Annotated in this window: 24 protein-coding genes; 7 read left to right on the plus strand and 17 right to left on the minus strand. The window is 66.9% G+C overall.

Annotated elements, in window-relative coordinates; translation table 11 throughout:
* Positions 1–65: 65 nt before the first annotated feature.
* The 3 genes from J2W68_RS09635 to J2W68_RS09645 form a co-directional block, all read right to left on the minus strand.
* Complete coding sequence (locus J2W68_RS09635; protein WP_310235117.1) at positions 66–1,889, minus strand: DUF885 domain-containing protein; 1,824 nt, start codon at positions 1,887–1,889, stop codon at positions 66–68.
* A gap of 72 nt (positions 1,890–1,961) precedes the next feature.
* Positions 1,962–2,561 carry a nitroreductase family protein gene (locus tag J2W68_RS09640; protein WP_310235121.1) on the minus strand — a complete coding sequence of 200 codons (600 nt, stop codon included), beginning with the start codon at positions 2,559–2,561 and terminating at the stop codon, positions 1,962–1,964.
* A gap of 132 nt (positions 2,562–2,693) precedes the next feature.
* A complete protein-coding gene (locus J2W68_RS09645) occupies positions 2,694–3,200 on the minus strand; it encodes a M48 family metallopeptidase (protein ID WP_310235124.1) in 507 nt (168 codons plus the stop codon).
* A gap of 74 nt (positions 3,201–3,274) precedes the next feature.
* On the opposite strand from J2W68_RS09645, the gene J2W68_RS09650 reads away from it, so the two are divergent.
* A complete protein-coding gene (locus J2W68_RS09650; protein ID WP_310235127.1) occupies positions 3,275–3,811 on the plus strand; it encodes a DUF2058 domain-containing protein in 537 nt (178 codons plus the stop codon).
* A 73-nt stretch (positions 3,812–3,884) separates the two neighbouring features.
* Here J2W68_RS09650 and J2W68_RS09655 read toward each other — a convergent pair whose 3' ends face one another.
* The 6 genes from J2W68_RS09655 to J2W68_RS09680 all read right to left on the minus strand — a co-directional run bounded on the left by J2W68_RS09655 (position 3,885) and on the right by J2W68_RS09680 (position 7,684).
* On the minus strand, positions 3,885–4,250 hold the full coding sequence (locus J2W68_RS09655; protein ID WP_310235130.1) for a glycine zipper 2TM domain-containing protein: 366 nt from the start codon (positions 4,248–4,250) through the stop codon (positions 3,885–3,887).
* Between the two features lie 119 nt (positions 4,251–4,369).
* Positions 4,370–5,170, minus strand: a complete 801-nt coding sequence (locus J2W68_RS09660; RefSeq protein WP_310235133.1) for an SDR family oxidoreductase — start codon at positions 5,168–5,170, stop codon at positions 4,370–4,372.
* Between the two features lie 81 nt (positions 5,171–5,251).
* Positions 5,252–5,497: a hypothetical protein gene (locus J2W68_RS09665; RefSeq protein ID WP_310235135.1), complete on the minus strand. Its 246-nt coding sequence runs from the start codon at positions 5,495–5,497 to the stop codon at positions 5,252–5,254.
* Positions 5,498–5,510: 13 nt separating this feature from the next.
* Entirely contained in the window at positions 5,511–5,813 is a 303-nt protein-coding gene (locus tag J2W68_RS09670) for a YkgJ family cysteine cluster protein (RefSeq protein ID WP_310235137.1), read from the minus strand.
* Positions 5,810–6,478, minus strand: a complete 669-nt coding sequence (locus J2W68_RS09675; protein ID WP_310235139.1) for a class I SAM-dependent methyltransferase — start codon at positions 6,476–6,478, stop codon at positions 5,810–5,812. The genes J2W68_RS09670 and J2W68_RS09675 overlap by 4 nt, the downstream gene beginning before the upstream one ends.
* Positions 6,479–6,637: 159 nt before the next feature.
* The gene (locus tag J2W68_RS09680) at positions 6,638–7,684 is read right to left on the minus strand and encodes an ROK family protein (protein ID WP_310235141.1); all 1,047 of its coding nucleotides are present in this window, start codon (positions 7,682–7,684) and stop codon (positions 6,638–6,640) included.
* Positions 7,685–7,788: 104 nt separating this feature from the next.
* On the opposite strand from J2W68_RS09680, the gene J2W68_RS09685 reads away from it, so the two are divergent.
* From J2W68_RS09685 to J2W68_RS09700, 4 genes are all read left to right on the plus strand, one after another.
* Positions 7,789–8,412 carry a DUF998 domain-containing protein gene (locus J2W68_RS09685; protein WP_310235143.1) on the plus strand — a complete coding sequence of 208 codons (624 nt, stop codon included), beginning with the start codon at positions 7,789–7,791 and terminating at the stop codon, positions 8,410–8,412.
* 101 nt (positions 8,413–8,513) lie between these two features.
* Entirely contained in the window at positions 8,514–8,690 is a 177-nt protein-coding gene (locus J2W68_RS09690; protein WP_310235146.1) for a DUF1328 domain-containing protein, read from the plus strand.
* A gap of 141 nt (positions 8,691–8,831) precedes the next feature.
* Positions 8,832–9,077, plus strand: coding sequence for a DUF2789 domain-containing protein (locus J2W68_RS09695; protein WP_310235148.1), 246 nt, complete (start codon positions 8,832–8,834; stop codon positions 9,075–9,077).
* Complete coding sequence (locus tag J2W68_RS09700; protein ID WP_310235151.1) at positions 9,074–10,444, plus strand: amidohydrolase family protein; 1,371 nt, start codon at positions 9,074–9,076, stop codon at positions 10,442–10,444. Before J2W68_RS09695 ends, J2W68_RS09700 begins: the two co-directional genes overlap by 4 nt.
* A 48-nt stretch (positions 10,445–10,492) precedes the next feature.
* Here the strand turns inward: J2W68_RS09700 and J2W68_RS09705 are convergent, their stop codons facing one another.
* The 5 genes from J2W68_RS09705 to J2W68_RS09725 all read right to left on the minus strand — a co-directional run bounded on the left by J2W68_RS09705 (position 10,493) and on the right by J2W68_RS09725 (position 16,892).
* Positions 10,493–11,797: a short-chain fatty acid transporter gene (locus J2W68_RS09705; RefSeq protein ID WP_310235153.1), complete on the minus strand. Its 1,305-nt coding sequence runs from the start codon at positions 11,795–11,797 to the stop codon at positions 10,493–10,495.
* A gap of 172 nt (positions 11,798–11,969) precedes the next feature.
* The gene (locus J2W68_RS09710; protein WP_310235155.1) at positions 11,970–12,365 is read right to left on the minus strand and encodes an MliC family protein; all 396 of its coding nucleotides are present in this window, start codon (positions 12,363–12,365) and stop codon (positions 11,970–11,972) included.
* 103 nt (positions 12,366–12,468) lie between these two features.
* Entirely contained in the window at positions 12,469–12,891 is a 423-nt protein-coding gene (locus J2W68_RS09715) for an MliC family protein (protein WP_310235157.1), read from the minus strand.
* Positions 12,892–13,284: 393 nt separating this feature from the next.
* A complete protein-coding gene (gene ggpS, locus J2W68_RS09720) occupies positions 13,285–15,627 on the minus strand; it encodes a glucosylglycerol-phosphate synthase (RefSeq protein WP_310235158.1) in 2,343 nt (780 codons plus the stop codon).
* Positions 15,624–16,892 carry an MFS transporter gene (locus J2W68_RS09725; protein ID WP_310235571.1) on the minus strand — a complete coding sequence of 423 codons (1,269 nt, stop codon included), beginning with the start codon at positions 16,890–16,892 and terminating at the stop codon, positions 15,624–15,626. The genes ggpS and J2W68_RS09725 overlap by 4 nt, the downstream gene beginning before the upstream one ends.
* 212 nt (positions 16,893–17,104) lie before the next feature.
* Here J2W68_RS09725 and J2W68_RS09730 point away from each other — a divergent pair, with 212 nt between their 5' ends.
* A complete protein-coding gene (locus tag J2W68_RS09730; RefSeq protein WP_310235160.1) occupies positions 17,105–17,875 on the plus strand; it encodes a hypothetical protein in 771 nt (256 codons plus the stop codon).
* A gap of 30 nt (positions 17,876–17,905) precedes the next feature.
* Here the strand turns inward: J2W68_RS09730 and J2W68_RS09735 are convergent, their stop codons facing one another.
* From J2W68_RS09735 to J2W68_RS09745, 3 genes are all read right to left on the minus strand, one after another.
* Positions 17,906–18,193, minus strand: coding sequence for a DUF3247 family protein (locus J2W68_RS09735; RefSeq protein WP_310235162.1), 288 nt, complete (start codon positions 18,191–18,193; stop codon positions 17,906–17,908).
* 109 nt (positions 18,194–18,302) lie between these two features.
* Positions 18,303–19,043: a Crp/Fnr family transcriptional regulator gene (locus J2W68_RS09740; protein WP_310235166.1), complete on the minus strand. Its 741-nt coding sequence runs from the start codon at positions 19,041–19,043 to the stop codon at positions 18,303–18,305.
* A 392-nt stretch (positions 19,044–19,435) separates the two neighbouring features.
* Positions 19,436–19,693, minus strand: a complete 258-nt coding sequence (locus tag J2W68_RS09745; protein WP_310235168.1) for a CPXCG motif-containing cysteine-rich protein — start codon at positions 19,691–19,693, stop codon at positions 19,436–19,438.
* A 32-nt stretch (positions 19,694–19,725) separates the two neighbouring features.
* Here J2W68_RS09745 and J2W68_RS09750 point away from each other — a divergent pair, with 32 nt between their 5' ends.
* Positions 19,726–22,056 carry an FdhF/YdeP family oxidoreductase gene (locus J2W68_RS09750; RefSeq protein WP_310235170.1) on the plus strand — a complete coding sequence of 777 codons (2,331 nt, stop codon included), beginning with the start codon at positions 19,726–19,728 and terminating at the stop codon, positions 22,054–22,056.
* The last annotated feature ends 390 nt before the right edge of the window (positions 22,057–22,446 follow it).

Below are 22,446 nucleotides of genomic sequence, written 5' to 3' on the forward strand. Positions count from 1 at the left end.
TGGCCAGGCAGTCTAGCAAGCGTTGCAGACGCGCTCCCGGCAGGCCGGGGCGCGTCCGGCGGGCCTCAGCCGCTCGCGGCCGCCTGCGCGATGAAGTCGTCCACTTCACGCTCCAGCAGTTCCAGCGGCACCACACCCGTCAGCAGTACCCGGTTGTGGAAGGCGCGCGGATTGAATCGATCACCGAGCGCAGCACGCGCCTTGTCGCGCAGACGCACAATTTCCAGCTGGCCGATCATGTAGGACGTGGCCTGTCCCGGCATGACGACATAGCGGTCCACTTCGGAAGCGGGTATGCCGTAATCGATCGTCTGCTGGCGCGTCCAGCGCATCGCGTGCAGACCGGTGTCGGCGACCAGGCGGCGGGCGCGGAACAGCTCGGCATCCAGCTGGCCGAGGCGGCCCTCTGGATCGCCTTCGTACCAGCCTTCCTCGGCGGCGAGACGTTCGGCGTAGAGCGCCCAGCCCTCGCTGAAGGCCGAGATGCCGCCGAGCGCGCGCGTCTGGCGGAACTTCGGCAGCGAGGCGTTCTCCACCGACAACGCGACCTGGAAATGATGGCCCGGCACGGTCTCGTGGTAGACCAGCGTGCGCAGGCCGAAGCGGGTCAGACGGTCCTTGCGCAGCGGCATCTGGTAGACGCCCGGGCGCGAGCCGTCGAGCGGCGGCGCGGTGTAGCTCGCCGCGGCGCTGTCCCAGCGGTATTCGGGGTAGGGCTGGGCGATCACCGCCGAGCGCGGACGGATGTCGAACAGCGCATCGCTGCGACGCTCGGCGTCGCGCATCATCGTGTCGATGTCGGCCATGATCGCCGCGCGCCCGGCGTCGTCATCCGGGTAGGCGAGATCGACGCGCAGCTGCTTGAGCCGCGCTTCCACGCTGCCTTCGCTGCGGCCGATCGAACGCAGGATGGTGTCCATCTCGGCTTCGATACGCGCGACTTCGCGCAGGCCGACCGCGTGGATCTCCTCGGCGCTCAGCGCGGTCGACGTGAACCGCCGCAGCTGGAACGCGTAGGCCTCCGCGCCGTCGGGGAAGCGCCACAGGCCGGCATCGTCGGTCGTACGCGGCAACTGGCGTTCGAGCTCCGTGATCGCACGCGACCAAGCGGGGTAGACGCCGCTTTCGACGATCTGCGTCGCCTTGTCGACGAGCGCCGCACGCGCGGCTGGCTCGATGGCTTCCACGGTCTGCAGGCGCGTGTCGAACGTCGCCACCAGCGGATTGCGCGCGGGCGCGTCGGCGACGAAGCGACGCATCTGCGCGATCGTCGCCTCGACGATGAAGCGCGGTGGCAGCACGTCACGCGCGGCGAGTTCGGACGCCCGCGCAGTGGACTCGTCCATGCGCGCCTCGAACTGCGACAGGCGGGCGAGATAGCTGTCGGCATCCGCGGCGCTGCGCAGCGGATGCACGACCGTCATCAGGTTCGGCAGATTGACGTTGGCACCGCTGAACTGCTGCAGCGGGAAGCTGTAGTCGTCGAAGCGGTCGCCTTCGACGAGGCTGCGCAACTGCCAGTCCATCAGTTCGGCGGACACGCGGTCGGTGTCGCGCATCGACCCGCGGTCGAGCGCCGAGAGTTCGGTCAGCCCGCGCTGCGCGAGTGCGATCGTCCCGGCGCGGAACGCCTGCGTCTGCGGCGTGAGTTCGCGGTCCATACGCGCCTGCTCGGCGTCGCCGAAGTAGCGGCTCGCGGTCGAGGCCGACGGCTGGCGTCGCATCCACTCGTCGGTGAAGCGCTCGAAGAAGATCGACGCCTGTGTCGGCGATTCGACGGTCGTGCGTGCATCGCTCGATTCACCACGTGGCGCAGGTGTGCATGCGGTGAGCAGGCAGGCGCCGGCAAGCGCAAGCGCGAGAGACGCGGGACGGATCGGCAGGCGCATCGGAACTCCGGACGGGGCAAGGCCCTGCGATTCTACGCAGGGCCTGACGATGACCGGAATGCGCGGCAGAGATCAGCCGTGGACGCGGAACCGGATCGCATCGTCGATGAAGGTCTTCTCGCCGAAACCGGCTTCGTGCGAACCGAACGGCATCTGCGCGCGCAGGCGCCACGTCGAGGGAAGGTCCCACTCGGCCGCGACGGCAGCGTCGGGCAGCGGGTTGTAGTGCTGCAGGCTCGCGCCGATGTCCGCTTCGGCCAACGCGGTCCACACGGCGTACTGCGCGATGCCGCTCGAATGCTCGGACCACACCGGGAAATTGTCGGCGTAGAGCGGGAACTTCTCCTGCAGCGCCTGGACGGTCGCAGTGTCCTCGTAGAACAGCACGGTGCCGGCGCCCGCAGCGAAACTGTCGACCTTCTTCTCGGTGTCGGCGAACGCATCCGCCGGCACGATCTGGCGCAGCGCATCCTTCACGAATCCCCAGAACTTCAGGCTCTCGTCGCCGAACAGGATCACGGCGCGCGAACTCTGCGAATTGAACGAGGAGGGCGCCTGACGCACGGCTTCCTGGATCAGCGCAGTGGTGTCCGCCTGCGACAACGGCAGCGACTTGCCGAGGGCGTACTGGCTGCGGCGGCGGGTGGCGGCGGCAATGAAGGTGTTGGACATGGTCGGGACTCGTGATGGACGGATCGGTGCCGCGAGCGCGGCCTGTTCACAAGTCTGCATCCACGCCAAGGATGGAACGACCCGGCGAATCGGGAAGGATCGTTGCATTAGCGCGACTTCCGCGCGCGGCATTCAGCCAGCTGTGGTGGACGCAGTGTCCTGGTGCATCAGATACAGCCGCAGATCGAATTCGAGCTGGTGGTAATCCGGCGACATGTGCGTGCACAGGTTGTAGAACGCGCGGTTGTGGTCGCTTTCCTTCAGATGCGCCAGCTCATGCACCACGATCATCTCGAGGAACGCGGCTGGCGCCTCGCGGAACACGCTGGCGATGCGGATCTCGCGATTCGCCTTCAGCCGTCCACCCTGCACGCGGGACACCGTCGTATGCGTGCCCAGGGCGTGTTTGAGCACCTGCAGCCTGGCATCGTAGATCGCCTTGTGCAGCGGCGTGGACTGGCGCAGATACCGGTCCTTGAGCGCCTGTACATAGTCGTAGAGCTGGCGATCGTTGCGGATCGCGTGCGGCTCGGGATAGCGCTGGGCGAGGTAATCGCCGAGGCGACCTGTGTCGCGCAGCGCACGCACACGCATCTGGACGTCGGCCGGATAACCGGCGAGGTAGGGCAGGGGATCCATCGCGGCACGATAGCGCCGGAGCGGACATCGCGCAGCCGGTATCATCGACGTCCGAACACCGTGGACGATGAGGCATGCGCAATCCGCTGCAGGAACAGCTGTTGAAGGCCGGCCTGGTCAAGAAGGGCAAGGTGGCTGAAATCGCGCGCGAGCAGACGAAGGCGCGACACGGCAAGCAGCCCACGGCGAAGACCGAATCGCAGCGCGAGGTCGAACGCGTGCGGCAGGAAAAGGCCGAGCGCGACCGCGCGCTCGCGCAGGCGCGCAACGAGGAAGCGCGCGAACGTGAGCGTCGCAGCCAGGCGCGCCAACTGATCGTCGACAACCAGGTCAAGTCGACCGGCGAGCGTGCATACCGGTTCGATGTCGACGGCGGCATTCGCAGCGTCGTGGTCGATGACGCCCAGGCGCGCCAGCTGGCCAGCGGCGCGCTGGTGATCGCGCGCCTGGACAACAGCTTCGTGTTGTTACCGCGCGCAGTTGTGGCGCGTGTGCGCGAGCGTGATCCGCATGCCATCGTGCTCGACCACGCAGGCGACACGCCGGCGCAAGGCGCCGATGACGATTACGACGATCCGAAGTACGCGGTTCCGGACGATCTGGTCTGGTAGTACCGCACGCGAAAGGGCCGGCACGTGGCCGACCCATCCGGATGATCGAATTGTTGGAACAGGTGTTCCCGAATCAGCGACGCACACGCTCGCAGCGGGTTTCGACGACGCGATCGCCGTTTGCTTCCTGGCGGTTGCCCTGCACATTGCGCCCGATCGCACCGCCAGCCACGGCACCGCCGACGGTGGCCAGCTTGCGGCCGTTACCACTGCCGATCTGGTTGCCGACCAAACCACCGATCACGGCACCTGCTGCGGTACCGCCAACGCGATTCGGATCGCTGGTATTGCGCTGGACTTCGACATCGTTGCAGACCACACGACTACCGTCGTTGAAGCGGCGCCCTTCGTCCTCGGGACCGTAGCTCTGTGCATGGACCAGACTTGTGCCGGCCAGCGACAGCAGACCAACAGCGGCAAGGGTACGGATCGGCTTCATAGGTGTGCTCCGTGCGGATGACAGGCCTGCATGCTTGCAGCCAGCGATGCAATCACAGGTGAAATCCCCCGGCATCCACGTCTGCGGTTCAGCGCCGAGGGTGGAGCGTGACGCCAATGTCAGACGTACTGCATCTTCCGGGTCATGCCGCCGTCGACCACGATGTTCTGACCCGTGATGAACGCGGCGGCGTCCGAGAGCAGATGCACCGCAAGCGCGCCGATATCGTCAGGCGCGCCGGCACGTCCCACCGGATGCTGGGCGTGATCGCGCTTCGAGAGTTTCGGCGCGCGACGCGCGGACGGCTTGCGCCACTCGTCCGTGACGATCCAGCCCGGACTGATCGCATTGACCCGTACCTGCGGCCCTTCGCTGATCGCCAGCGCATGGGTGAACCCGACCACGCCGCCTTTGGCCGATGCATAGGCTTCGGTGTGCGGCTCGGACTGCAGCACCCGGCTGGACGCGATGTTGACGATCGCACCACGTGCGTCGCGCAGCGCCGGCAATGCGTATTTGCTGCACAGGAACGTGCCCGTCAGATGGCCGTCGATGAAGCGACGCCAGTCGACCAGCGACAGTGTCGACACGTCATTGATCACCGGGTCAGCGGGGCCGGCATTGTTCACGAGGCCGTCGATGCGACCGAACGCCGCCAGTGCTCTGGTTGCGAATGTCCGCACCGAGGCTTCGCGCGACACATCGAGCGGCAGGAAGCGCGCGCGGTCGCCGACATCCCATTCCGCCAAGCAGGCTTTGCCCGCCGCGCGGTCGAGATCGCCGATGACGACACGGCCGCCAGCACCCAGCACTGCTTGCGCGATGCCACGCCCGATGCCCTGCGCGCCGCCGGTGACCAGCACCACGCGATCGAGCAGGGGTGTTGCATCGAAAGGCCTGATCGGCGGTGTCAGCGACATGCGGGCGGCTCCTGGAAGACAGGCCGACACATTAGGGACACGTGGATCGACGCGCCGTCGTCAGAGCGACAGCGCGGGGCTTCAGCCCGCGCGGCGCTTGCGCGGTGCAGCTTCGACCGGCGGCGGCACCGCAGGTCCGTCGATGCGGGTCAGAGTGCGCGTGTTGCCGAGCACTTCGATCTTGCCGCCGGACTTGCGGAACGATGCAAGATCGTCTGCGATGCGGTCGCTGGTCAGCGATGCGCCACGCTCGTTGGGTTTGCGCGCACCTGCGAACAGGTGACGCGTGTCGGACTGCGGGGGGCTCGGGGTTTTGGTACGGGACATCCGGTGGACTCCGTCAATACATCGCCAGCGGGATGCCGCGACTGCCACGCTCGATGTAATCGGCACGGATGTCGCGGCAGTAAGGACCATCCATGACGAAACGTCGGCAGACGTCAGGACGGCTTTCGTAGATCGAACAACACATGCGGGCACTGTCGATGGCGACGCACCAGCCTTCCTCGTCACGCGCCATGACCGGCAGTCCGGCGTCGGTGACATCGGTGAAACGTTCCGGGACATCGTCACCCGGCTGCAGCACCACCGTCAGGCGGCAACACACGGCATCGCAACGGTCGCAGTCGGCACGCTCGCTCATTGCAACCGCCCCATACCGCGGCGGTAGTGCAGCAAGCGGCCGCGCGGCAATGCAGCGGCGTCGTTGTCGATGCCCGCGCGCGACTCGTGCAGCGAGAAGCCCTGGGCATCGAGCAGACGGCTCAAGGCCGCGCTGTTGCCGCGGCCGGGATCGCTGATGACGATCTCGGCGATCGGCTGCGCGTAGCGCTCGACCACATCCGCCAGCAGGGCCGCGTGCGCCCGTTCGTACAGCACGTCGGACGCGATGATCATGTCGAACCGACCGAGCGTGGTGAGTTCGACATCCCAGCGCATCTGCCGGTAATGCACCGCATCCAACGCGTTGAGCGCCGCGTTGTACGCGAGAAATCCTTCGGCGAGCGGGTGCACATCGGACGCGACGATGATCGCGCCGCGACGCTGGAGCACCAGACTCGACAATGCGAGACCGCAACCCGTCTCGAGAATACGTTTGCCTGCCACATCCGCACGTTCCATCGTCTGTGCGAGCAGCCGACCGGACGGCCAGACCTGACCGAACAACGACCACTGCGCCGACGAGATCCCCAGATCCGCACCATGACCATCGGGATCGGCGTATTGCTGCAGATCGCCGAGCACGCGCAGGCGGTAGGCATGGCCACCGACCTGGACGGTCACGATACGTGTGGAGTAACCGGGCACGAAGCTTCCTGTGAGCGGAGCCCTGTCAGGGCGGTCACGCGGGAGAGAAAGCGAGGCGGGCGACGGCTCAGGTCGCGCGGAGCGCACGGATCGGGCGCGGCCCGAGGATCGAGCATAGCACCCGTGGCCCCTCGACCGGCCCCGGGCGCTCCGGACGGTTCAGGCGCGGTGGTTGGTGTAGCTGGCGTTGCCGAGTCCGGTGCCGATCGTCAGCACGCCCCAGCGCTCCACCGATGTCATCCGTGGCCGCTCGCTGAGGCCTTGCACGACGGCGTCGTTGTGCAGAAGTACCAGTGGCGCACGATTTCCGATGCGGTCCAGGCGAAGCCGCAGGGCGTCCGCGAGCCGGAAATCCTCGGCCTCCCAGTCGCCCGGAAGGTTCTGCGCCCCGTGCAGGATCCGCCCGTCGACATGGATCTGGCCGGGACATGCGATACCGATGAAGGGCGCGAGACGCAGGTCGAGTGTGCGCGCGTGCGCGATGAGACCATTGAGCATGGCCGCCATCCGGGTCACCGCGTCCTCGCGATCCGGCGATTCGGTGGCGTGCCGCCACTGGCTGCGCTCGAGAACCCGGGCGCGGCTGCCGTCGTCGCGGCGATCCAGATGCGGCGCGACGAGGCCGCAGCGGATGTTGGTGCCGCCGATGTCGACGGCGAGGAAGGCGTCGTGCCGATGAGTCGCGGCCGGCGCGAGCGGCACCCAGCCGAGCAGACCTGCATCGTCGCCATCGTGCCGCAGCAGCGACAGATCGACGCCGCTGCGCGCGAGCTTGAGCAGCCGGCCAGCGCGTTTGACCGACAGCGCGCCCACGCGGCTGCCCGGAAATCCGCCGCCGATGACGATGCGGCGCACCCCGTGCCATTCCCCGGTGGCCAGAAATCCGCGGATCACGCCCGCGAGCTGGTGCGCATGATCCTCGACCGCCGCATGCACGAGATGCGCGGCATCGGCGTCGCCGCCGACCAGGACCAGGTCGATCTCGTTCTTCGGGATCGCGTGCGTCGCCGCGCGGCCGAAAGGATCACGGCGTCCGGTGAAGTGGTGCCGGCGTCGTGCGTCGAGAAAGCGCCGGAACGCCGTCTGGCTCGCGCGATCGCCGAGAAATCCGTCGCCGTCGGGATCCCGCAGGGGCAGGTTGCAGCTGTCGATGCGCAGATCGGGCAGACGGATCGCGGCGTGTCGGTTACGGGAGTCGCGCGGCATCGGGGCTGGGAACCATGGCGTGGTGCGCATCGTCACGGGTTCGCGGCCAGCGGAACGTGACGGTTCCGGTAGCATGCGTCGCGAGTACCCGATCTCCGTGTCCGATGTCCGCATCCATCGTCCCTGCGCACCCGGCGATCCGCCGCGCGCGCCATATCGCGTCCGCGAGTCTTGCCGTATTCGTGACCGCTGCGATCGCGCTGCACCTGGTGCGCACGGACCTCGATCCGGTCGCCAGCCAGATGAGTCTGTACCTGATCGGTGACTGGGGGCCGCTGCTGCAGATCGCCTACGTCGCACTCGGCGCCGGAATGGTCGCCCTGGGCTGGGCGCTGCGCGAAGCGCACGCACCACAGGCGCGAAGCGCTGCGGCGCTGCTGCTGTTCGTGCTCGCGGGCATGTCGCTCTCGACCACCGCTTACGCGTGGATGGACATGCCGGGCGTGGACCGATCGCTGGAAGGCCTGATCCATGGCGTATCCGCACAGGGCGCGTTCCTCTTCGCGACCACCGGCATGGTGGTGCAGGCGCTGGGCTTCTTGCGCGACCCGGCGTGGCGGCATGCGGCGCGCTGGGCGTTGCCGTGGGCGCTGCTGTGCTTCGCCTCGGTATGGATCCTCGCTGCGTGGCGCGAGGCACCGCGTGGGCTCGCGCAGAAATCCGTGATCGTGTTGATTCTCGGCTGGATGGCCTGCGTCCTGCGCGCACTGGCGATGCGTCTGCGCTGAAGCGATATGCGTCCTGCATTCACGCGCTCCGCACCAGGCGCGGCGGAAGATTTCGGCCACTGGCGACGCGCGATCGCGCCGTCCCGCAAGGAGAACGTTTCATGATCAAGTGGGCCATCATTTTTGCAGTCATCGGCCTCGTCGCCGGCGCGCTCGGTTTCAGCGGCGTCGCCGGTGGCGCGATGGGCATTGCGAAGTTCCTGTTCTGGGCGGCGGTCATCATCGCCGTGGTGCTGTTCGTGCTGGGTCTGACGGTGGCGAAGAAAGTCGTCCGTTAGCCCGCGCCGCGGCATCTGTGTCGACCGGACCGCCCGCTTGCCGGGCGGTTCGCGTTTCCGGGATCCGCACACCAGCGGCGCCTGCGCCTGCGTTGACGCAGCCCGCGCTAGGCTCGTTGCACGACCAATCCGGAGTGCACCGTGGAATCGACCGTCCATCCGTTTTCAGAACTCTTCGCCCAGCTCGGCCTGCCGAACGACGAAGCCTCGATCCGTGACTTCATCGCCGCGCACGGTCCTTTGCCCGATGACATGCGACTGGAAGAAGCGCCGTTCTGGACCGAGTCGCAGGCGCAGCTGTTGCGCGAGGAGCGCATCGAGGACGCCGACTGGATCGTCGTGATCGACCAGCTCAATGTCGCGCTGCATGCGCGTCCGTCCACATGAGGTGGTTGCAGGGGTTTGCGGCAACCGCGTTGTTGCTGGCGGGGGCCACGCACGCCCAGTCGACCGGATCTGGGGGCGCTGCAGGGGCCTTCGCATTCGTCGATGTCGACGTGCTGCCGATGGACCGCGACGTGCGCCTGGAATCGCAGACGGTCGTGGTCCGCGATGGACGCATCGTCGCCATCGGTCCGAGTGCCAGCGTTGATGTACCCGAAGACGCAACGCGCATTGCCGGCGAGCGCCGTGTGCTGATGCCCGGACTGGCGGAATTCCATGGGCACGTGCCCGGCGGCGATGATCCCGTCTACGTGCAGGACACACTCGATCTGTATCTCGCCAACGGCGTGACCCTGGTGCGCAACATGTCGGGCGATGTCTCGCATCCCGAACTGCGCGAGCGCATCGAACGCGGTGAAATCAGTGGTCCGACGATGGTCGTGGCCAGTCCGTGGTTGCGGAGCGAGAACGCCGACGCGGCTGCGCGGGAGGTGCGCGCGCATCACGCCGCCGGCTTCGACCTGGTCAAGATCGGCAGCATTCCTGCCGATGCGTATCCGCGGATGGCCGCGACGGCGCATGCGGTGGGCATTCCGTTCGCCGGTCATATCCCGGACGGCGTCCCGCTCGAGGTGGCGCTCGACGCGAAACAGACCTCGATCGATCACTTCGACCGCTACGTGGAATTCCTGGTGCCGCCGGGGACCGACACCGGTGATCGCGAAGCAGGCTGGTTCGGCAGCGGCTGGGTGCAGTGGGTCGAGCGCGGGCGGATCCAAGACGCCGTCACGCGGACCCGCGCTGCCGGCACCTGGAATGTGCCGACGCTGACCCTGGTCGAACACATGGCCTCGGCGGAGACGCCCGAAGCGATGCTGCAGTGGCCGGAGATGCGTTACATGCCGGCGTCGGAGCGCGAACGCTGGCGCCGTGCGAAACACGAGTACGCGGCGCGCGAGACCTTCCAGCCGGACGCGGCGCAGGCATTGGTGACGTTGCGACGCGAACTGCTGAAGGCGCTGCACGAGGGTGGTGCGCCGATCGTGCTCGGCTCCGATGCGCCGCAGTTCTTCAACGTGCCGGGTTTCTCGATCCACCGCGAGATGGCAATGATGCAGGCCGCGGGCATGACGCCCTACGAAGTGCTTGTGACCGGCACACGCAATGCCGCGCAAGCGCTCGGCACGCCGGAGGCGTTCGGCACCATCGAAGTGGGCCAGCGCGCGGATCTGGTGTTGCTGGCAGGCGATCCGCGTGAAGACCTGTCGCATGTCCAGGCACCGCTTGGTGTCATGGCGCGTGGCCGCTGGTGGCCGCGTGAGGCGCTCGATGCGCGTCTGGCGGAGATCGCCGCTCGCCACGCGGAGTGAACGCGTATCCGCCGCGCGCCTGTCGCGCGGCGGACCTGCACAGATCGATCAGAACAGCAGGAACACCAGGCCGATGATCACGCCCGCGGCGAACAGGACCATCAGGCAGTAGCCCATGATGTTCTTGATCTTGAGCCCCGCGATCGCCAGCAGCGGCAGGGCGAAGAACGGCTGCAGCATGCTGGTCCACGCATCGCCCCAGGCCACGGCCATGACCACACGCGGCAGGTCCGCGCCCAGCGCCTGTGCCGCCGGAATCATCACCGGTGCCTGTACTGCCCATTGGCCGCCACCGGACGGCACGAACATGTTGAGAAGGCCGGCCGACAGGAAGGTCAGGACGGGCAGGGTCTGCGCGCTGGCGATGGAAGCGAACCACTCCGACAACGTGGTCGCCAGGCCCGAACCGACCAGAATCGCCATGATTCCGGCATAGAACGGGAACTGGATCACGATGCCCGCGCCGCCCTTGATCGCTTCCTGCAGCGCCGCGAGCAGGCGCGCCGGCGTGCGATGCAGCACGATGCCAAGCATCAGGAAGCCGTAGTTGACGATATTGAGGTTGAGTCCGCCGCCGGCGATGAAGTGATCGGCGAGGAACACCAGGCCGGCGACGCCGACCGCGACCGACAGGATCCAGCCGTGTTCGAGACGTTCGGCCGGGCTCTGGTCCTGCGCTGGCGCCGGCGGCTCGGGATCCTCGGGCGGATCGAACAGCACTGCGTCCTGGTCGGGCGGTGTCATCGCGCGATTGATCAGCGGGATGGCAATCACCAGCAGCGCAATGATCAGCAGATTGAAAGGCGCGAAGATGGTGTCCGATGCCGGAATCACGCCGATGGCTTCCTGCATGAAGTGGCCTTCGGTGGCGATCGTCAGCGGAATCGAACCCGACAGGCCGCCGTGCCAGATGACGAAGCCCGAATAGGCGCTCGCCACCAGCAACCGGTAATCCACTTTCACGAAGCGCGCCACTTCACGGGCGAACAGCGCGCCAATGACGAGTCCGAAGCCCCAGTTGATCCAGTTGGCGGCCATCGCGACCAGGGTCACCACGACGATCGCGTTCTTCGGCGTGCGGCAGCGCGAAGCCATCCAGGTCAGACCGCGCTTGACCGGCGGCGTCTTGGCGAGGATGAAGCCGGTGACCAGGACCAGCAACATCTGCATCGAAAAGCCGAGCAGCTCCCAGAAGCCGGTGCCCCAGTAGCGGATCAGTTCCAGTGGCGGCGTCTGCTCGATCGTGAAGGCGGCGATCGCAGCCAACGCAGTGAAGATCAGGACGAAGACATAGGCGTCGGGCAGGTAGCGTTCGACGAGTCGGACGGACAGGCGCGTGGCGCGCTGGAACATGGCGGATACCGTCGCAGGGGGACTTCGACCAGCTTAGTGGCGCAGGCGGGGAATGCCTGCTGGACAATGGTCTACCTGGAGACACGGATGCGTGGAAGCGCGTTCGCGCGCGATGGAGTGCTTCGCACCGCCCAGTGTGCGAGCGCGCTTCCACGAAAGGCTGCGGCTGGCCTTAAACCGGCGCCGCCGGCGCACCGCTACAGATGCGGTCCGGACGGTCGGGACGCGTCAGCAGCGCATCGTGTTCGCCCCGCTTCCACAGCACAACGCCAGCGTCGTCGACGTACTTCGTGCCGGACGGGCCGTCTTCGGTGCGCAATACGTGATTGGCGCCGTCCACCGCGACGCTGACCTGGCCGTGGCCGTCGAACGTGGCGTCCACGGGCGTGCCCTCGCAGTCGTAGTGGATCACCTGCGGCGCCGGCGCTGCAGGGTCGGGCGGGGCCGGCTCAGTACTCTCGGCCGCGGGCGGCGTTGCCGGATCGTCGACGGTCGGTGCTTCGGCCGGCGAACAGGCTGCCAGCGTCAGGCCGATGGCCACAGTCAACACAGGTGTAAACCAGCGCATTGTCGTCTCCTTGCCTTGGGGATCGGATCGACGCGTCGGGAGCGGGGGGAGCGGTTCGAGGATATCGCCTCCGGAAGGCGGAGGCGATGAATGGGCGATCGGCTCAGTACACGCGCGCGCAGTTGCGTTCGTGCTGGCCCTGCAGCGTCAGACGCGCTTCGTCGGCGCCGTGGCTCCAGAACACATTGCCGTCGGCGTCGGCGAAGCGATCCCCCTGGGTGGTCTCCACACGTGGCAGGTCAAGCGTCACGCCGTCGACGACGAACTGCACGCGGGCGTCATCGCCTTCGCCTTCCTGGGCAAGGGTGATCCGCGTGCCTTCGCAGTCGTAGTTGATCGTGTTCGACGGCGCGGCTTCGGCTTCGCGCGCGGCGAGCGAGCCGGTCGGCGGTGCCTCGTCCGTAGCGGCAGCGGCAGGCGGCGGAGGCGGGGGTGTGTCGGTGGCCGGCGACGCGGGCGTCGATTCACCGCCGCATGCGGCCAGGGCGAACGTGAGCAGGAGAGCGGTGGCGGGTGCTGCGCGCATATGGCGTCCTCTTCGGGTCGGGCGCCGGCGTGGTGCCGACAGGTGGCTGCAGGCTAGGGAAGGTGCGGTGAACGGAGGGTGGCGCTATCGGAAGCCACGACTGTGCTGAGCGCAGGGCGGGTCGAGCGCAGCGGAACCTGTCGTGCCCGGGGTTCGTACGAAGGTGCCGATCGACGACTGCCTGTCGATATCCCGCACCCGACGCGCGATGCGCGTTGCCCCCCGGAACGGGTCCTGGGCAGGCTCTCGCCTGGCGGGGGAGGTGCAGATGCATGCGGTTGTCCCGGCACCCGATGCCGCGGCTGGAATGCGCTGCCAATGAAAGAGCGCGAATGCCGATAGAACACGCAAAAGCGCTTCGTACATGCCTGCACGAAGCGCCCCTGCATCCGATCAGGCAGCCAGTCCGCGCATTGCATAGCGATGCTGGTCGGCGCCGCTGCCGGCGGTATCGACGGCTTCGAGGAAGTCGCGGCCCCAGCGTTCGACGTCGTAGTAGCGGACGATGTCGAACAGCTGTCGCTGCCGGCCGACGGCTTCATGCTCGGGCATCGACAGGGCCTGTCGCAGGCCGGCGACGAGATCCGTCAGGTCGTGCGGATTGGTCAGCACCGCGCCCTTGAGTTCGGCGGCGGCCCCGGCGAATTCCGACAGCACCAGCGTGCCCGACGACCCTTCGATGCCATGCGCCGCGACGAATTCCTTGGCCACCAGATTCAGGCCATCGCGCAGCGGCGTGATCCACATGACGTCTGCAGCGGCGTAATGCGCCAGCACTTCTTCGAACGGCAGGCCGCGCGCGAAGAACCGCACGGGGGACCAGTCCAGCATCGCGTGACGCCCGTTGATCCGGCCGACAGCCTGCTCGATCTGGGTCTGCAGTTCCTGGTAGACGGTCATCTCCTTGGCCGCCGGCACGCACACCATCAACAGCGTGACTTTGCCGCGCAGATCGGGCTGTTCACCGAGCAGGCGCTCGAACGCAAGCAGCTTCTCCAGCGTGCCCTTGGTGTAATCAAGACGTTCGACCGACAGCACCAGCTTGCGACCGGAGAACTCGCGGCGGATCTGTTCGAGCCGCACCCGCACCCGGGGCTGCGCCAGACCGGTCTCGATGCGCTTGAGGTCGGTGCCGACCGGATGCGCGCCGAGGCCGACCTCGCGATCGCCGACACGGATGCGCGTGCTCATCTCGTCCATGCCCACCGCGCAGCCGTAGGTCAGAAAGCGCGGCGCGCAACCCTCGCGCTTCAGCACTTCGGTCGGCATCGCGCCACGGACCACGTCGACGAAGTTCTCGACCTGCCGCGGGATGTGGAAGCCGATGTAGTCGCACTGCAGCAGGCTGCCGAGGATCTCGCGGCGCCACGGCACCACGTTGAACACGTCGGCCGACGGGAAATAGGTGTGGTGGAAGAACGCGATGCGCACGTCCGGGCGCAGTTCACGCAGGTAGGCCGGCACCATCCACAGGTTGTAGTCGTGCAGCCACACCGTCGCGCCGGGCGCGGCTTCGGCGGCGGTCGCCTCGGCGAACTTGCGGTTCACGCGCAGATAGATCTTCCAGTCGTCCTCGTTGAAACGCGCGCGTTCCCAGAACGTGTGCAGCATCGGCCAGAAGGCTTCTTTGGAGAACCGCTTGTAGAACGCATCCACCTCGGTGTGGGTCAGCGGCACCCGTGCGACGGTGAGGTTGGAATAGGCGTCGGCATCGACCGGCGTGCGCGTCTCGAACTTGCCGAGCTTGGGATCGTCCACGCTCCACGCGACCCACGAGCCTTTCTGGCCGCTGCCGAAGAAGCCGAGCAGGCTGGGGATGATGCCGTTGGGCGAGGTGGGGCGGCGGCGTTTGCGCTGGCCGTCCTCCACATACTCCTCGTACGGCAGGCGGTGGTAGACCATGACCAGGTCGGACTGGCCGGTCGCGGGATCGGCGGTCTGCCGCAGATGCGGATCGTCGGCATCGAGCAGATCGAAGTGCGCGATCGCCTCGAGAATCCCGCCGCAACCCGGCGCCTGGGCGTGGAACACGTTCGACAGCTGGTCGGTGGCCTTGACGAGCGCCGGCTCCGATTCGCCCACGCACACGCCCTGAAACCCGGAGGTGTACATCGACAGGTCGTTGAGCGTGTCGCCGGCGACGAGCACGCGCTCGCGCGGCAGCTCCAGATGATCGGCGAGCGCGGCGAGCGTGCGGCCCTTGTCGGTGTCGGGCGGCAGGATGTCGAGATAGCGGTCGGCCGAATACAGCACCGAACAGCCTAGCTTGCGCGCGGTGGCCTCGATATCGCCACGCACGTCGGCCAGTGCGGCCGGCTCGCAGAAATACGAGCAGCGGCGTTCCTGCGGCACGTCCTGGCGGACGAGTCCGGCGAAGTCGGCCATCGCGTCGGCCACGGCGCGCTCGCCCGGCCAGCGACGATCGATGCGCGTCTGCAAGGGCTGGATCGGCTGCAGCGTGTGGCCGTCGACGACGGTGCCGCCAACATCGCAGATCACGTAGTCGGGACGCGGCAGGCTGGGGTCGGACAGCAGCGGCATGACGGCTTCGAGGCCGCGGCCGGTGACGAAGGTCAGGCGGATCTCGGGATGGCGGTCGACCAGGCGGTAGAGCTGCTGGCGGTGCGCGGGAGAGCCGGCGAGAAAGGTGCCGTCGAGGTCGGTGGCGAGCATCAGTCGCGGCACGAACGGGGTATTGGCGGGGGTGAGGTCGGGTGTGGTCGTTTCCTGAGTCAATGTGGGTCCTTGTGATGTGGATCGGAAAGGTCGGGGCCCTCGGGTGCGGGGCCGGTTTCAGGCAGCAGTTCCAGCGCCGATGGCGTCGTGCGCAGCATCGGATGGAAGACGGACGGATGGTCGTTGTCGCGCTGACGCAGCAGGCGGCGACCGGCGGCGATGAGCGCGAGAGCGCCGAGAATCAACGCGAACGAGGCGGGCAGGGCGGTCGGGCCGAAGCGCGACATCGCCACGCCGACGATCGCCGGGCCGATCGCCGAGCCCACGCCATTGAGCAGCAGCAGGCTGGAACAGCCCGACAGCGTGTCTTCTGTCGGCAGGTGATCGAGCAGATGCGCGACGCAGATCGGATAGATCGCGAACGCCACGCCGCCGAACAGGAAGAACAGGCCGAACAGCGCCAACTGCGAACGATCGCCGGCGAACATCATCGCCACACCGATCAGCGCGGCTGCCGCGCAGATCAGGGCCAGTGTCGTGCGCCGGTCACCGCCGTCGGAGAGGCGGCCGATCGGCCATTGCAGCAGCGCGCCGCCCAGGATCGTCGCACTCATCAGCGACGCGATGCCTTGCAGATCGAGGCCCACCCCGGCTGCGTAGACCGCGCCCATGCCCCAGAAGCCCCCCATCGCCACACCAGCCAGCAGTGCGCCCGTCGCCGCCGCCGGTGCGGTGCGCCACAGCGCGGCCAATGCGAGGCGCGGCACGACCGGCAACGTCGGCTGGGTCATGCGGCTGGCGACCACCGGCAACGCCGCCAGGCAGATCAGGATCGCCACGATGCTGAAGAGTGCGAACGACGCGGGATCCTGGAAGCCGATCAACCATTGCCCGGCCGCCAGCGCCAGCAGGTTCACCGCCATGTAGACCGCGAAGACCTGACTGCGCTTTTCGGGCGGCGCCTCGACGTTGAGCCAGCTTTCGATGACCGTGTACAGCCCCACCAGCGCGATGCCGGTGATCACCCGCAGCGCGGCCCAGGCCCAGGGATCGATGAAGATCGGATGCAGCAGGATGGCCGCCGCGCACAGCGCCGCGTAGAACGCGAACGCACGGATGTGACCAATGCGCTGGATCAATCCAGGCGCCATGTAGGTGCCGAGAAAGAAGCCGACGAAGTAGCCCGACATGATCAGGCCAAGGGTCTGGTCGCTGAAGCCCTCGAGACCGCCGCGGACGGCTAGCAAGGTGCCGAGCAGGCCGCTGCCCATCAGCAGAAGGGCGACGCCGACGAGTAGCGCGGCAAGATTACGGACGACTGGGATGGCGAGGCCCTCACGGCGAACAGCGAAGGTGTGTAACTATAACACATTGAAAATATTGAATATTTTCACCGTTTCTCGACGGCTTTCCGGATGCTGCATTGCAGCGAAAACTGTAGTGCAATCATGCGCTTGCGGCGCATCCCTGATGGCGTGATCAAAAATGAACACGCGATGGGTGAAGCTGTCCCAGCCGTTTCTAGAGAAAACCCGTCATGCGAATCGCCGCGATCCGACTGCTGCTGCCCGCCGTCCTGCTGATGGCCGGCTGCCAACCTGACGCGTCGCCAGTCGAGGTCTCCGACGGCGCGACATCCGCATCAGATGCCGAGGCACCTGACGCAGACGCAGAAGATGACGTGGTCGTGTCGACCAACGAACCGTTCTGGCAGGCGCGCTTCGAGCGTGGGGCGATCGTGCTGAGCGGTCTGGACGAAGCCGGTCGGTTGTTCCCGGATGTGCGCAGTTCGATGACCGCGGACGGCCTGCGCCTGGATGCATCCGACGCGACCGGCAGCATCGTCGTGATCGTGCGCCGCATGCGCTGCGAGGACAATATGTCCGGGGCTCGCTTCCCGATGACCGGCCTGCTGACGATCGATGGTCGCGGCCCGTTACGTGGTTGCGCGCGGCCCGCGTCGATGCCCCCGCCGACCCGACCGGACGAAGCGGGTGAGTCGCCGGCATCGACTGCGATGCCCGCGCGCTTCCTGGGACACTGGGAAGCCAGCGCAGAGGCCTGCGGGTCCGACGGCAGCGAGCTGGTGTTGCACATCGAGCCCGAAGTGCTGCGGTTCTACGAGAGCACCGTCACGCCGGTGACGGTGCGGACCCCTGATGTCGACACGGTCCTGCTTGAAGGCCGGTATGAGGGGGAAGGCGATACCTGGAACGAGACACGGACGTTGACGCTCGATGGCCCCGATGTGCTGCTGGTTGAAGACACGATAGGCAACGTCACGCGTCGCGTGCGCTGCGACGCCTGAGCGACAACGCGGCTGACGATGTGACCGCCGTCAGGCCATCCCGATTGCTTCGATGTCGCGCACGTCGCCAACCCAGATGTAGTGCGGGATTTCCGGGTGCTCCAGATCGTCGAGCCGCAACCGTGCGTTGTGGCCTTCGTCGCCATCGCTGTTCCGGAAAACCTCCAGCGTCGGCCGGGCCGACACCGTGCCTTGGACGACGGTGCCGTCATCGAGCGTGACCCGCACGCGGGCCTCGTCGTCGAGCAGCACGATGCGCTGTTCGATCGCAACGAGGTCCTCGCGGCTGGTGAAGATGCGTGGAGGCGTCTGGCTCATCGGAACACTCCTTCAGGACATACGCCCATGCTCGCGCGATGCGCGCAACACGCCGTGACGACGCGGCGCAATCGTCCTGACACGTCCCAAGAGCCGGACGCGGCGTCGTTTAGGCGTCGAGTGCGGGGCGCAGCAAGCGATCGTATTCGGTCCGCACGACGCCGTAGCATTCGCACGTGCGCGCGACCAGGCATTCGCGATCCAGCACCTGGATCACGCCGCGGCTGTAGCGGATGCAGCCTTCTTCCTGCAGACGCCGCGCCGCCTCGGTGATGCCTTCGCGGCGGACGCCAAGCAGGTGCGCGATCTGTTCCTGGGTCATCTTAATTTCGACCGAACCCACCCGGTCGTTGACCAGCAGCAACCAGCGCGACAATTGCTTGTCGACAGTGTGATGGCGGTTGCAGACCCCGGTCATCGCGGTCTGGGTGAGCAGCGCCTGGAAGTAGCGCAGCAGAATCTCCTGGAACGCGCCGCCACGCTGGAACTCACGCACCGCGAACTCGCCGCGCAGCGCCAGAGCTTCGCCGCCCACCTTGACCACTGCGCGCGTCGGTACGCTGCGCGCGCCTGTCAGCAGGCCTATACCGACCATGCCTTCGTTTCCGACCATGGCGAACTCGCTGGTGTCGCCACTCTCCAGGGCGTACATCAACGACACGATGCCCTCGCGCGGAAAATAGATCGTTGACTGGGCCACATCGGCTTCGTGCAGCACCTTGCCTGCCGGCATGTCGACCAGCTGGACTTCATCGCCAACGCGGTCGCAGACATCGTCGGGCAGGTCCTGCAGCAATCCGTTGAGCGGTGCCCAAGGCGCTTTTTTCTTCATGCGCGGTGAAAGGTCCATGGATGAACGAGTCTGGATTTTCCAGACTGAATGCGGCGTCGTATGTACGGCAACGCGCATACAGCTGATGGATACGTGCGTTACCGAACAGACCCTGTATGGGGAGTGTTCACATGCTGCCCACACGATGCGGCCCGCAAGCGGGAACCGTCACCGTACCCTCAACAAGGATGCCGGCGTGAACGCAGACGACGTCGAGTTGTGTCGGGTCTATGGGCAACTCTCGCGGGAGTACCTGGGCGCGAGATCGTGGGCCGACTGCGAAGCCCAGTTGCGCGACGGTTGGCTACGGTTGCGACGTGATCCCGCGATGAACTGGGAAGACGCCGCGCCTCTGGTCCGAACATTCTGGGAACTTACATCCGTCGATCCAGACCTGAGCTGAAGGCAGTTCAATCTTCGCGCCCGGCATCGAGCCGGATGCCGTCGTGGTCGACGGCCAGATGCATCTCGATGGGCCGGCAGCAGACCGGGCAGTCTTCGACGTAGTCCGCACCGCCGCCGCTGGCATCGACCAGCGTCTCGAAACGTTCTCCGCACCAGGGGCAACGCAATTTGGCGACATCCTGCATGCGCCGACGATGCGCGAGTCGGCGTTCGCGTGCCGTGAGTCGGGATTTTTCACGGTGCGGGCAGGCGTGTTCGGCCACGGTAGAGCGCTAAGTCAAAGCCGGAGCCCGCCATGACCGAGTCGCATCCGACGTTCACGCCTTACAAGGCGCCTGCAGGTGGGTGGGGGTCGGTCCGGTCTCTGCTGCGCCACGGCACCGGCGATGGCGCGCCGACCATCGAAGGGTCGCGCCAGTTACAACGGCAGAACAAGATCGATGGTTTTGCCTGCGTCAGCTGCTCATGGGCGAAGCCCGCCGAGCCGCACACGTTCGAGTTCTGCGAGAACGGCGCCAAGGCGACCATGTGGGAACTCGACACGCGTCGGGTGGACGCTGCGTTCTTCGCCGAGCACACGGTGAGCGAACTGCTGACTTGGGCCGATCACGATCTCGAAGTGCAGGGCCGGCTGGTGGAGCCGATGCGCTATGACGCCGACAGCGATCGCTACGTGCCGGTGTCATGGGACGAGGCGTTCGCGATTGCCGGTCGCGTGCTGCGCGACATGGCGCCAGAGCGTGCGGTCTTCTACGCCTCCGGGCGGGCGTCGCTGGAGACCTCGTACATGTATGCCTTGCTGGCGCGCCTGTACGGCAACAACAATCTGCCAGACAGCTCCAACATGTGCCACGAGAGTACGTCGGTCGGTCTGCCGCGCAGCATCGGTGTGCCGGTCGGCACGGTGCTGCTCGAGGATTTTGAGCACTGCGATTGCATCCTCTCGTTCGGGCAGAACGTCGGCGTCAACAGTCCGCGCATGCTGCATCCCCTGCAGGAAGCCGCGCGACGTGGCGCCGAGATCATCACATTCAACCCGCTGTATGAGCGCGGCTGGGAGCGCTTCACCAACCCGCAGGAACCGCTGGCGATGGCGACCGGCGCGTCGACCCGGATCAGCAACGCGTATTTCCCGGTACGTGCGGGCGGCGACATCGCGCTGATGCAGGGCCTGGCACGCGCGCTGCTGGATCTCGACGACGCCGCGCAGGACGAGGGGCGCGCCCGCGTGCTCGATGTCGGTTTCATCGACACCCACACCAACGGCTTCGAGGCGTTCGAGGCCTGGCTCCGCGCGGCGGACTGGTCCGACATCGAGCGCGAGAGCGGCCTGTCGCGCGCCGACATCGAAGGCGTGGCCGGTGTCTATGCGCAGGCGGAGTCGTCGATCCTGATCTACGGCATGGGGCTCACCCAGCATCGCCACGGCGTCGACAACGTGCGCATGGTCTGCAACCTCGCGCTGATGCGCGGCAACGTGGGCCGACCCGGCGCCGGCATCTGCCCGGTGCGTGGGCACTCGAACGTGCAGGGCCAGCGCACCGTCGGCATCTCGGAGAAGCCCGAGCTTGTGCCGCTCGACACGCTCGCCGCGCAGTACAGCTTCGAGCCGCCGAGGGAGAAGGGGCTCGATACGATCGGCACGGTCGAGGGCATTCTCGACGGCAGCGTCGAGGCCTTCATCGGTCTGGGCGGTAATTTCTCACGGGCCGCGCCGGATACCGGCCGGGTAGAGCCGGCCTGGCGGGGCCTCGCACTGAGCCTGCAGATCGCGACGCATCTCAACCGCAACCACCTGCTGTGCGGACGCGAGACGCTGTTGCTGCCGTGCCTGGGGCGTATCGAGGAGGACGTGCAGAACGGCGTGGCGCAGCGCGTCAGCATCGAGGACAGCACCACCTGCATCCACGCGTCGTTCGGCACCAGTCCGCCCGCCGGTCCGATGCTGCGTTCCGAGCCCGCAATCGTCGCCGCGCTCGCGCAGGCGATCCTGCCGCCCGAGCGGGCCGCCTGTGCGCCGTGGCAGGAGTGGGTCGACGATTACGCGCGCGTGCGCGATGCGATCGAAGCCACGTATCCCGACCAGTTCCGCGATTTCAATGCGCGCCTGCACACCCCGGGCGGTTTCCCGCGCCCGGTTGCCGCACGCGAGCGGCGCTGGACGACCGACAGCGGCAAAGCCGAATTCCACGTCCCCGAAGTGCTGTGCGCGACCGGGTTCGAAGACAAGGCGGGGCGCTACCGCCTGCTGACGGTGCGCAGCAACGATCAGTTCAACACCACCGTCTACGGCTACCACGACCGTTTCCGCGGTATTGACGGTACCCGCCGCGTGGTGCTGATGAATGCTGACGACATCGCCGAGCTCGGCCTGGATGACGGTGAGCAGATCACGCTTGCCGCGGATTTCGATGGCGATGCCGAGGTCCGCGAGGTCGGCGGCCTGCGCGCGATTCCGTATCGCATTCCGCGCGGTTGCATCGCCGCGTATTACCCGGAATGCAATCCACTGATCCCGGTGTCGCACCACGCGATTGACAGCCATGTGCCCGCGGGCAAGTCCGTGCCGGTACGTGTAGTGCGCGGCGGCAATGCACCGGTGCCGCCGGGACCTGCGCCGGGCTAAGGGTCGGTCGGCGCGGTATGCGAAGACATCAGCTGATGATCTGCGGGGCATGCGGTGCCCTCGCAGATTTCAGTACGGCCCGCGCAGGGTCGCTCTGACTGTGGCGCAGCACGCGTGCTTACGCGGACGCCGACACGAATGGTATCGGCGTCGGTCTACAAGACGTTGCGCAGGGCGGTGGACGGACGCATCCGCAGCGAATCGAAACAGCCCGCCTGGCTAGGCCACAGCCGGCTCGCAGCTCGACTGGGAAACCACGTCGCCTCGTCTCGTTGCCTGCACCCGCAAGGCAGCTCGACAGCGGGATCCGCTGCCGCTGCGTCGATGCAATCGAGGGAAGGTCCGAGTAACTGCCGTCATCCCCGCGAAGGCGGGGATCCAGTGACTTCA

The organism is Luteimonas terrae, assembly GCF_031457535.1.
Taxonomy (GTDB): domain Bacteria; phylum Pseudomonadota; class Gammaproteobacteria; order Xanthomonadales; family Xanthomonadaceae; genus Luteimonas; species Luteimonas terrae_A.

Coding starts and splice junctions, on each gene's coding strand:
- J2W68_RS09665 (WP_310235135.1), bottom strand. CDS start 5,497: ATGTCCCGTACCAAAACCCCGAGCCCCCCGCAGTCCGACACGCGTCAC.
- J2W68_RS09715 (WP_310235157.1), bottom strand. CDS start 12,891: ATGCGCGCAGCACCCGCCACCGCTCTCCTGCTCACGTTCGCCCTGGCC.
- J2W68_RS09685 (WP_310235143.1), top strand. CDS start 7,789: ATGTCCGCATCCATCGTCCCTGCGCACCCGGCGATCCGCCGCGCGCGC.
- J2W68_RS09660 (WP_310235133.1), bottom strand. CDS start 5,170: ATGTCGCTGACACCGCCGATCAGGCCTTTCGATGCAACACCCCTGCTC.
- J2W68_RS09690 (WP_310235146.1), top strand. CDS start 8,514: ATGATCAAGTGGGCCATCATTTTTGCAGTCATCGGCCTCGTCGCCGGC.
- J2W68_RS09645 (WP_310235124.1), bottom strand. CDS start 3,200: ATGGATCCCCTGCCCTACCTCGCCGGTTATCCGGCCGACGTCCAGATG.
- J2W68_RS09655 (WP_310235130.1), bottom strand. CDS start 4,250: ATGAAGCCGATCCGTACCCTTGCCGCTGTTGGTCTGCTGTCGCTGGCC.
- J2W68_RS09750 (WP_310235170.1), top strand. CDS start 19,726: ATGACCGAGTCGCATCCGACGTTCACGCCTTACAAGGCGCCTGCAGGT.
- J2W68_RS09710 (WP_310235155.1), bottom strand. CDS start 12,365: ATGCGCTGGTTTACACCTGTGTTGACTGTGGCCATCGGCCTGACGCTG.
- J2W68_RS09740 (WP_310235166.1), bottom strand. CDS start 19,043: ATGGACCTTTCACCGCGCATGAAGAAAAAAGCGCCTTGGGCACCGCTC.
- J2W68_RS09635 (WP_310235117.1), bottom strand. CDS start 1,889: ATGCGCCTGCCGATCCGTCCCGCGTCTCTCGCGCTTGCGCTTGCCGGC.
- J2W68_RS09705 (WP_310235153.1), bottom strand. CDS start 11,797: ATGTTCCAGCGCGCCACGCGCCTGTCCGTCCGACTCGTCGAACGCTAC.
- J2W68_RS09730 (WP_310235160.1), top strand. CDS start 17,105: ATGCGAATCGCCGCGATCCGACTGCTGCTGCCCGCCGTCCTGCTGATG.
- J2W68_RS09670 (WP_310235137.1), bottom strand. CDS start 5,813: ATGAGCGAGCGTGCCGACTGCGACCGTTGCGATGCCGTGTGTTGCCGC.
- J2W68_RS09680 (WP_310235141.1), bottom strand. CDS start 7,684: ATGCCGCGCGACTCCCGTAACCGACACGCCGCGATCCGTCTGCCCGAT.
- J2W68_RS09650 (WP_310235127.1), top strand. CDS start 3,275: ATGCGCAATCCGCTGCAGGAACAGCTGTTGAAGGCCGGCCTGGTCAAG.
- J2W68_RS09640 (WP_310235121.1), bottom strand. CDS start 2,561: ATGTCCAACACCTTCATTGCCGCCGCCACCCGCCGCCGCAGCCAGTAC.
- J2W68_RS09735 (WP_310235162.1), bottom strand. CDS start 18,193: ATGAGCCAGACGCCTCCACGCATCTTCACCAGCCGCGAGGACCTCGTT.
- J2W68_RS09700 (WP_310235151.1), top strand. CDS start 9,074: ATGAGGTGGTTGCAGGGGTTTGCGGCAACCGCGTTGTTGCTGGCGGGG.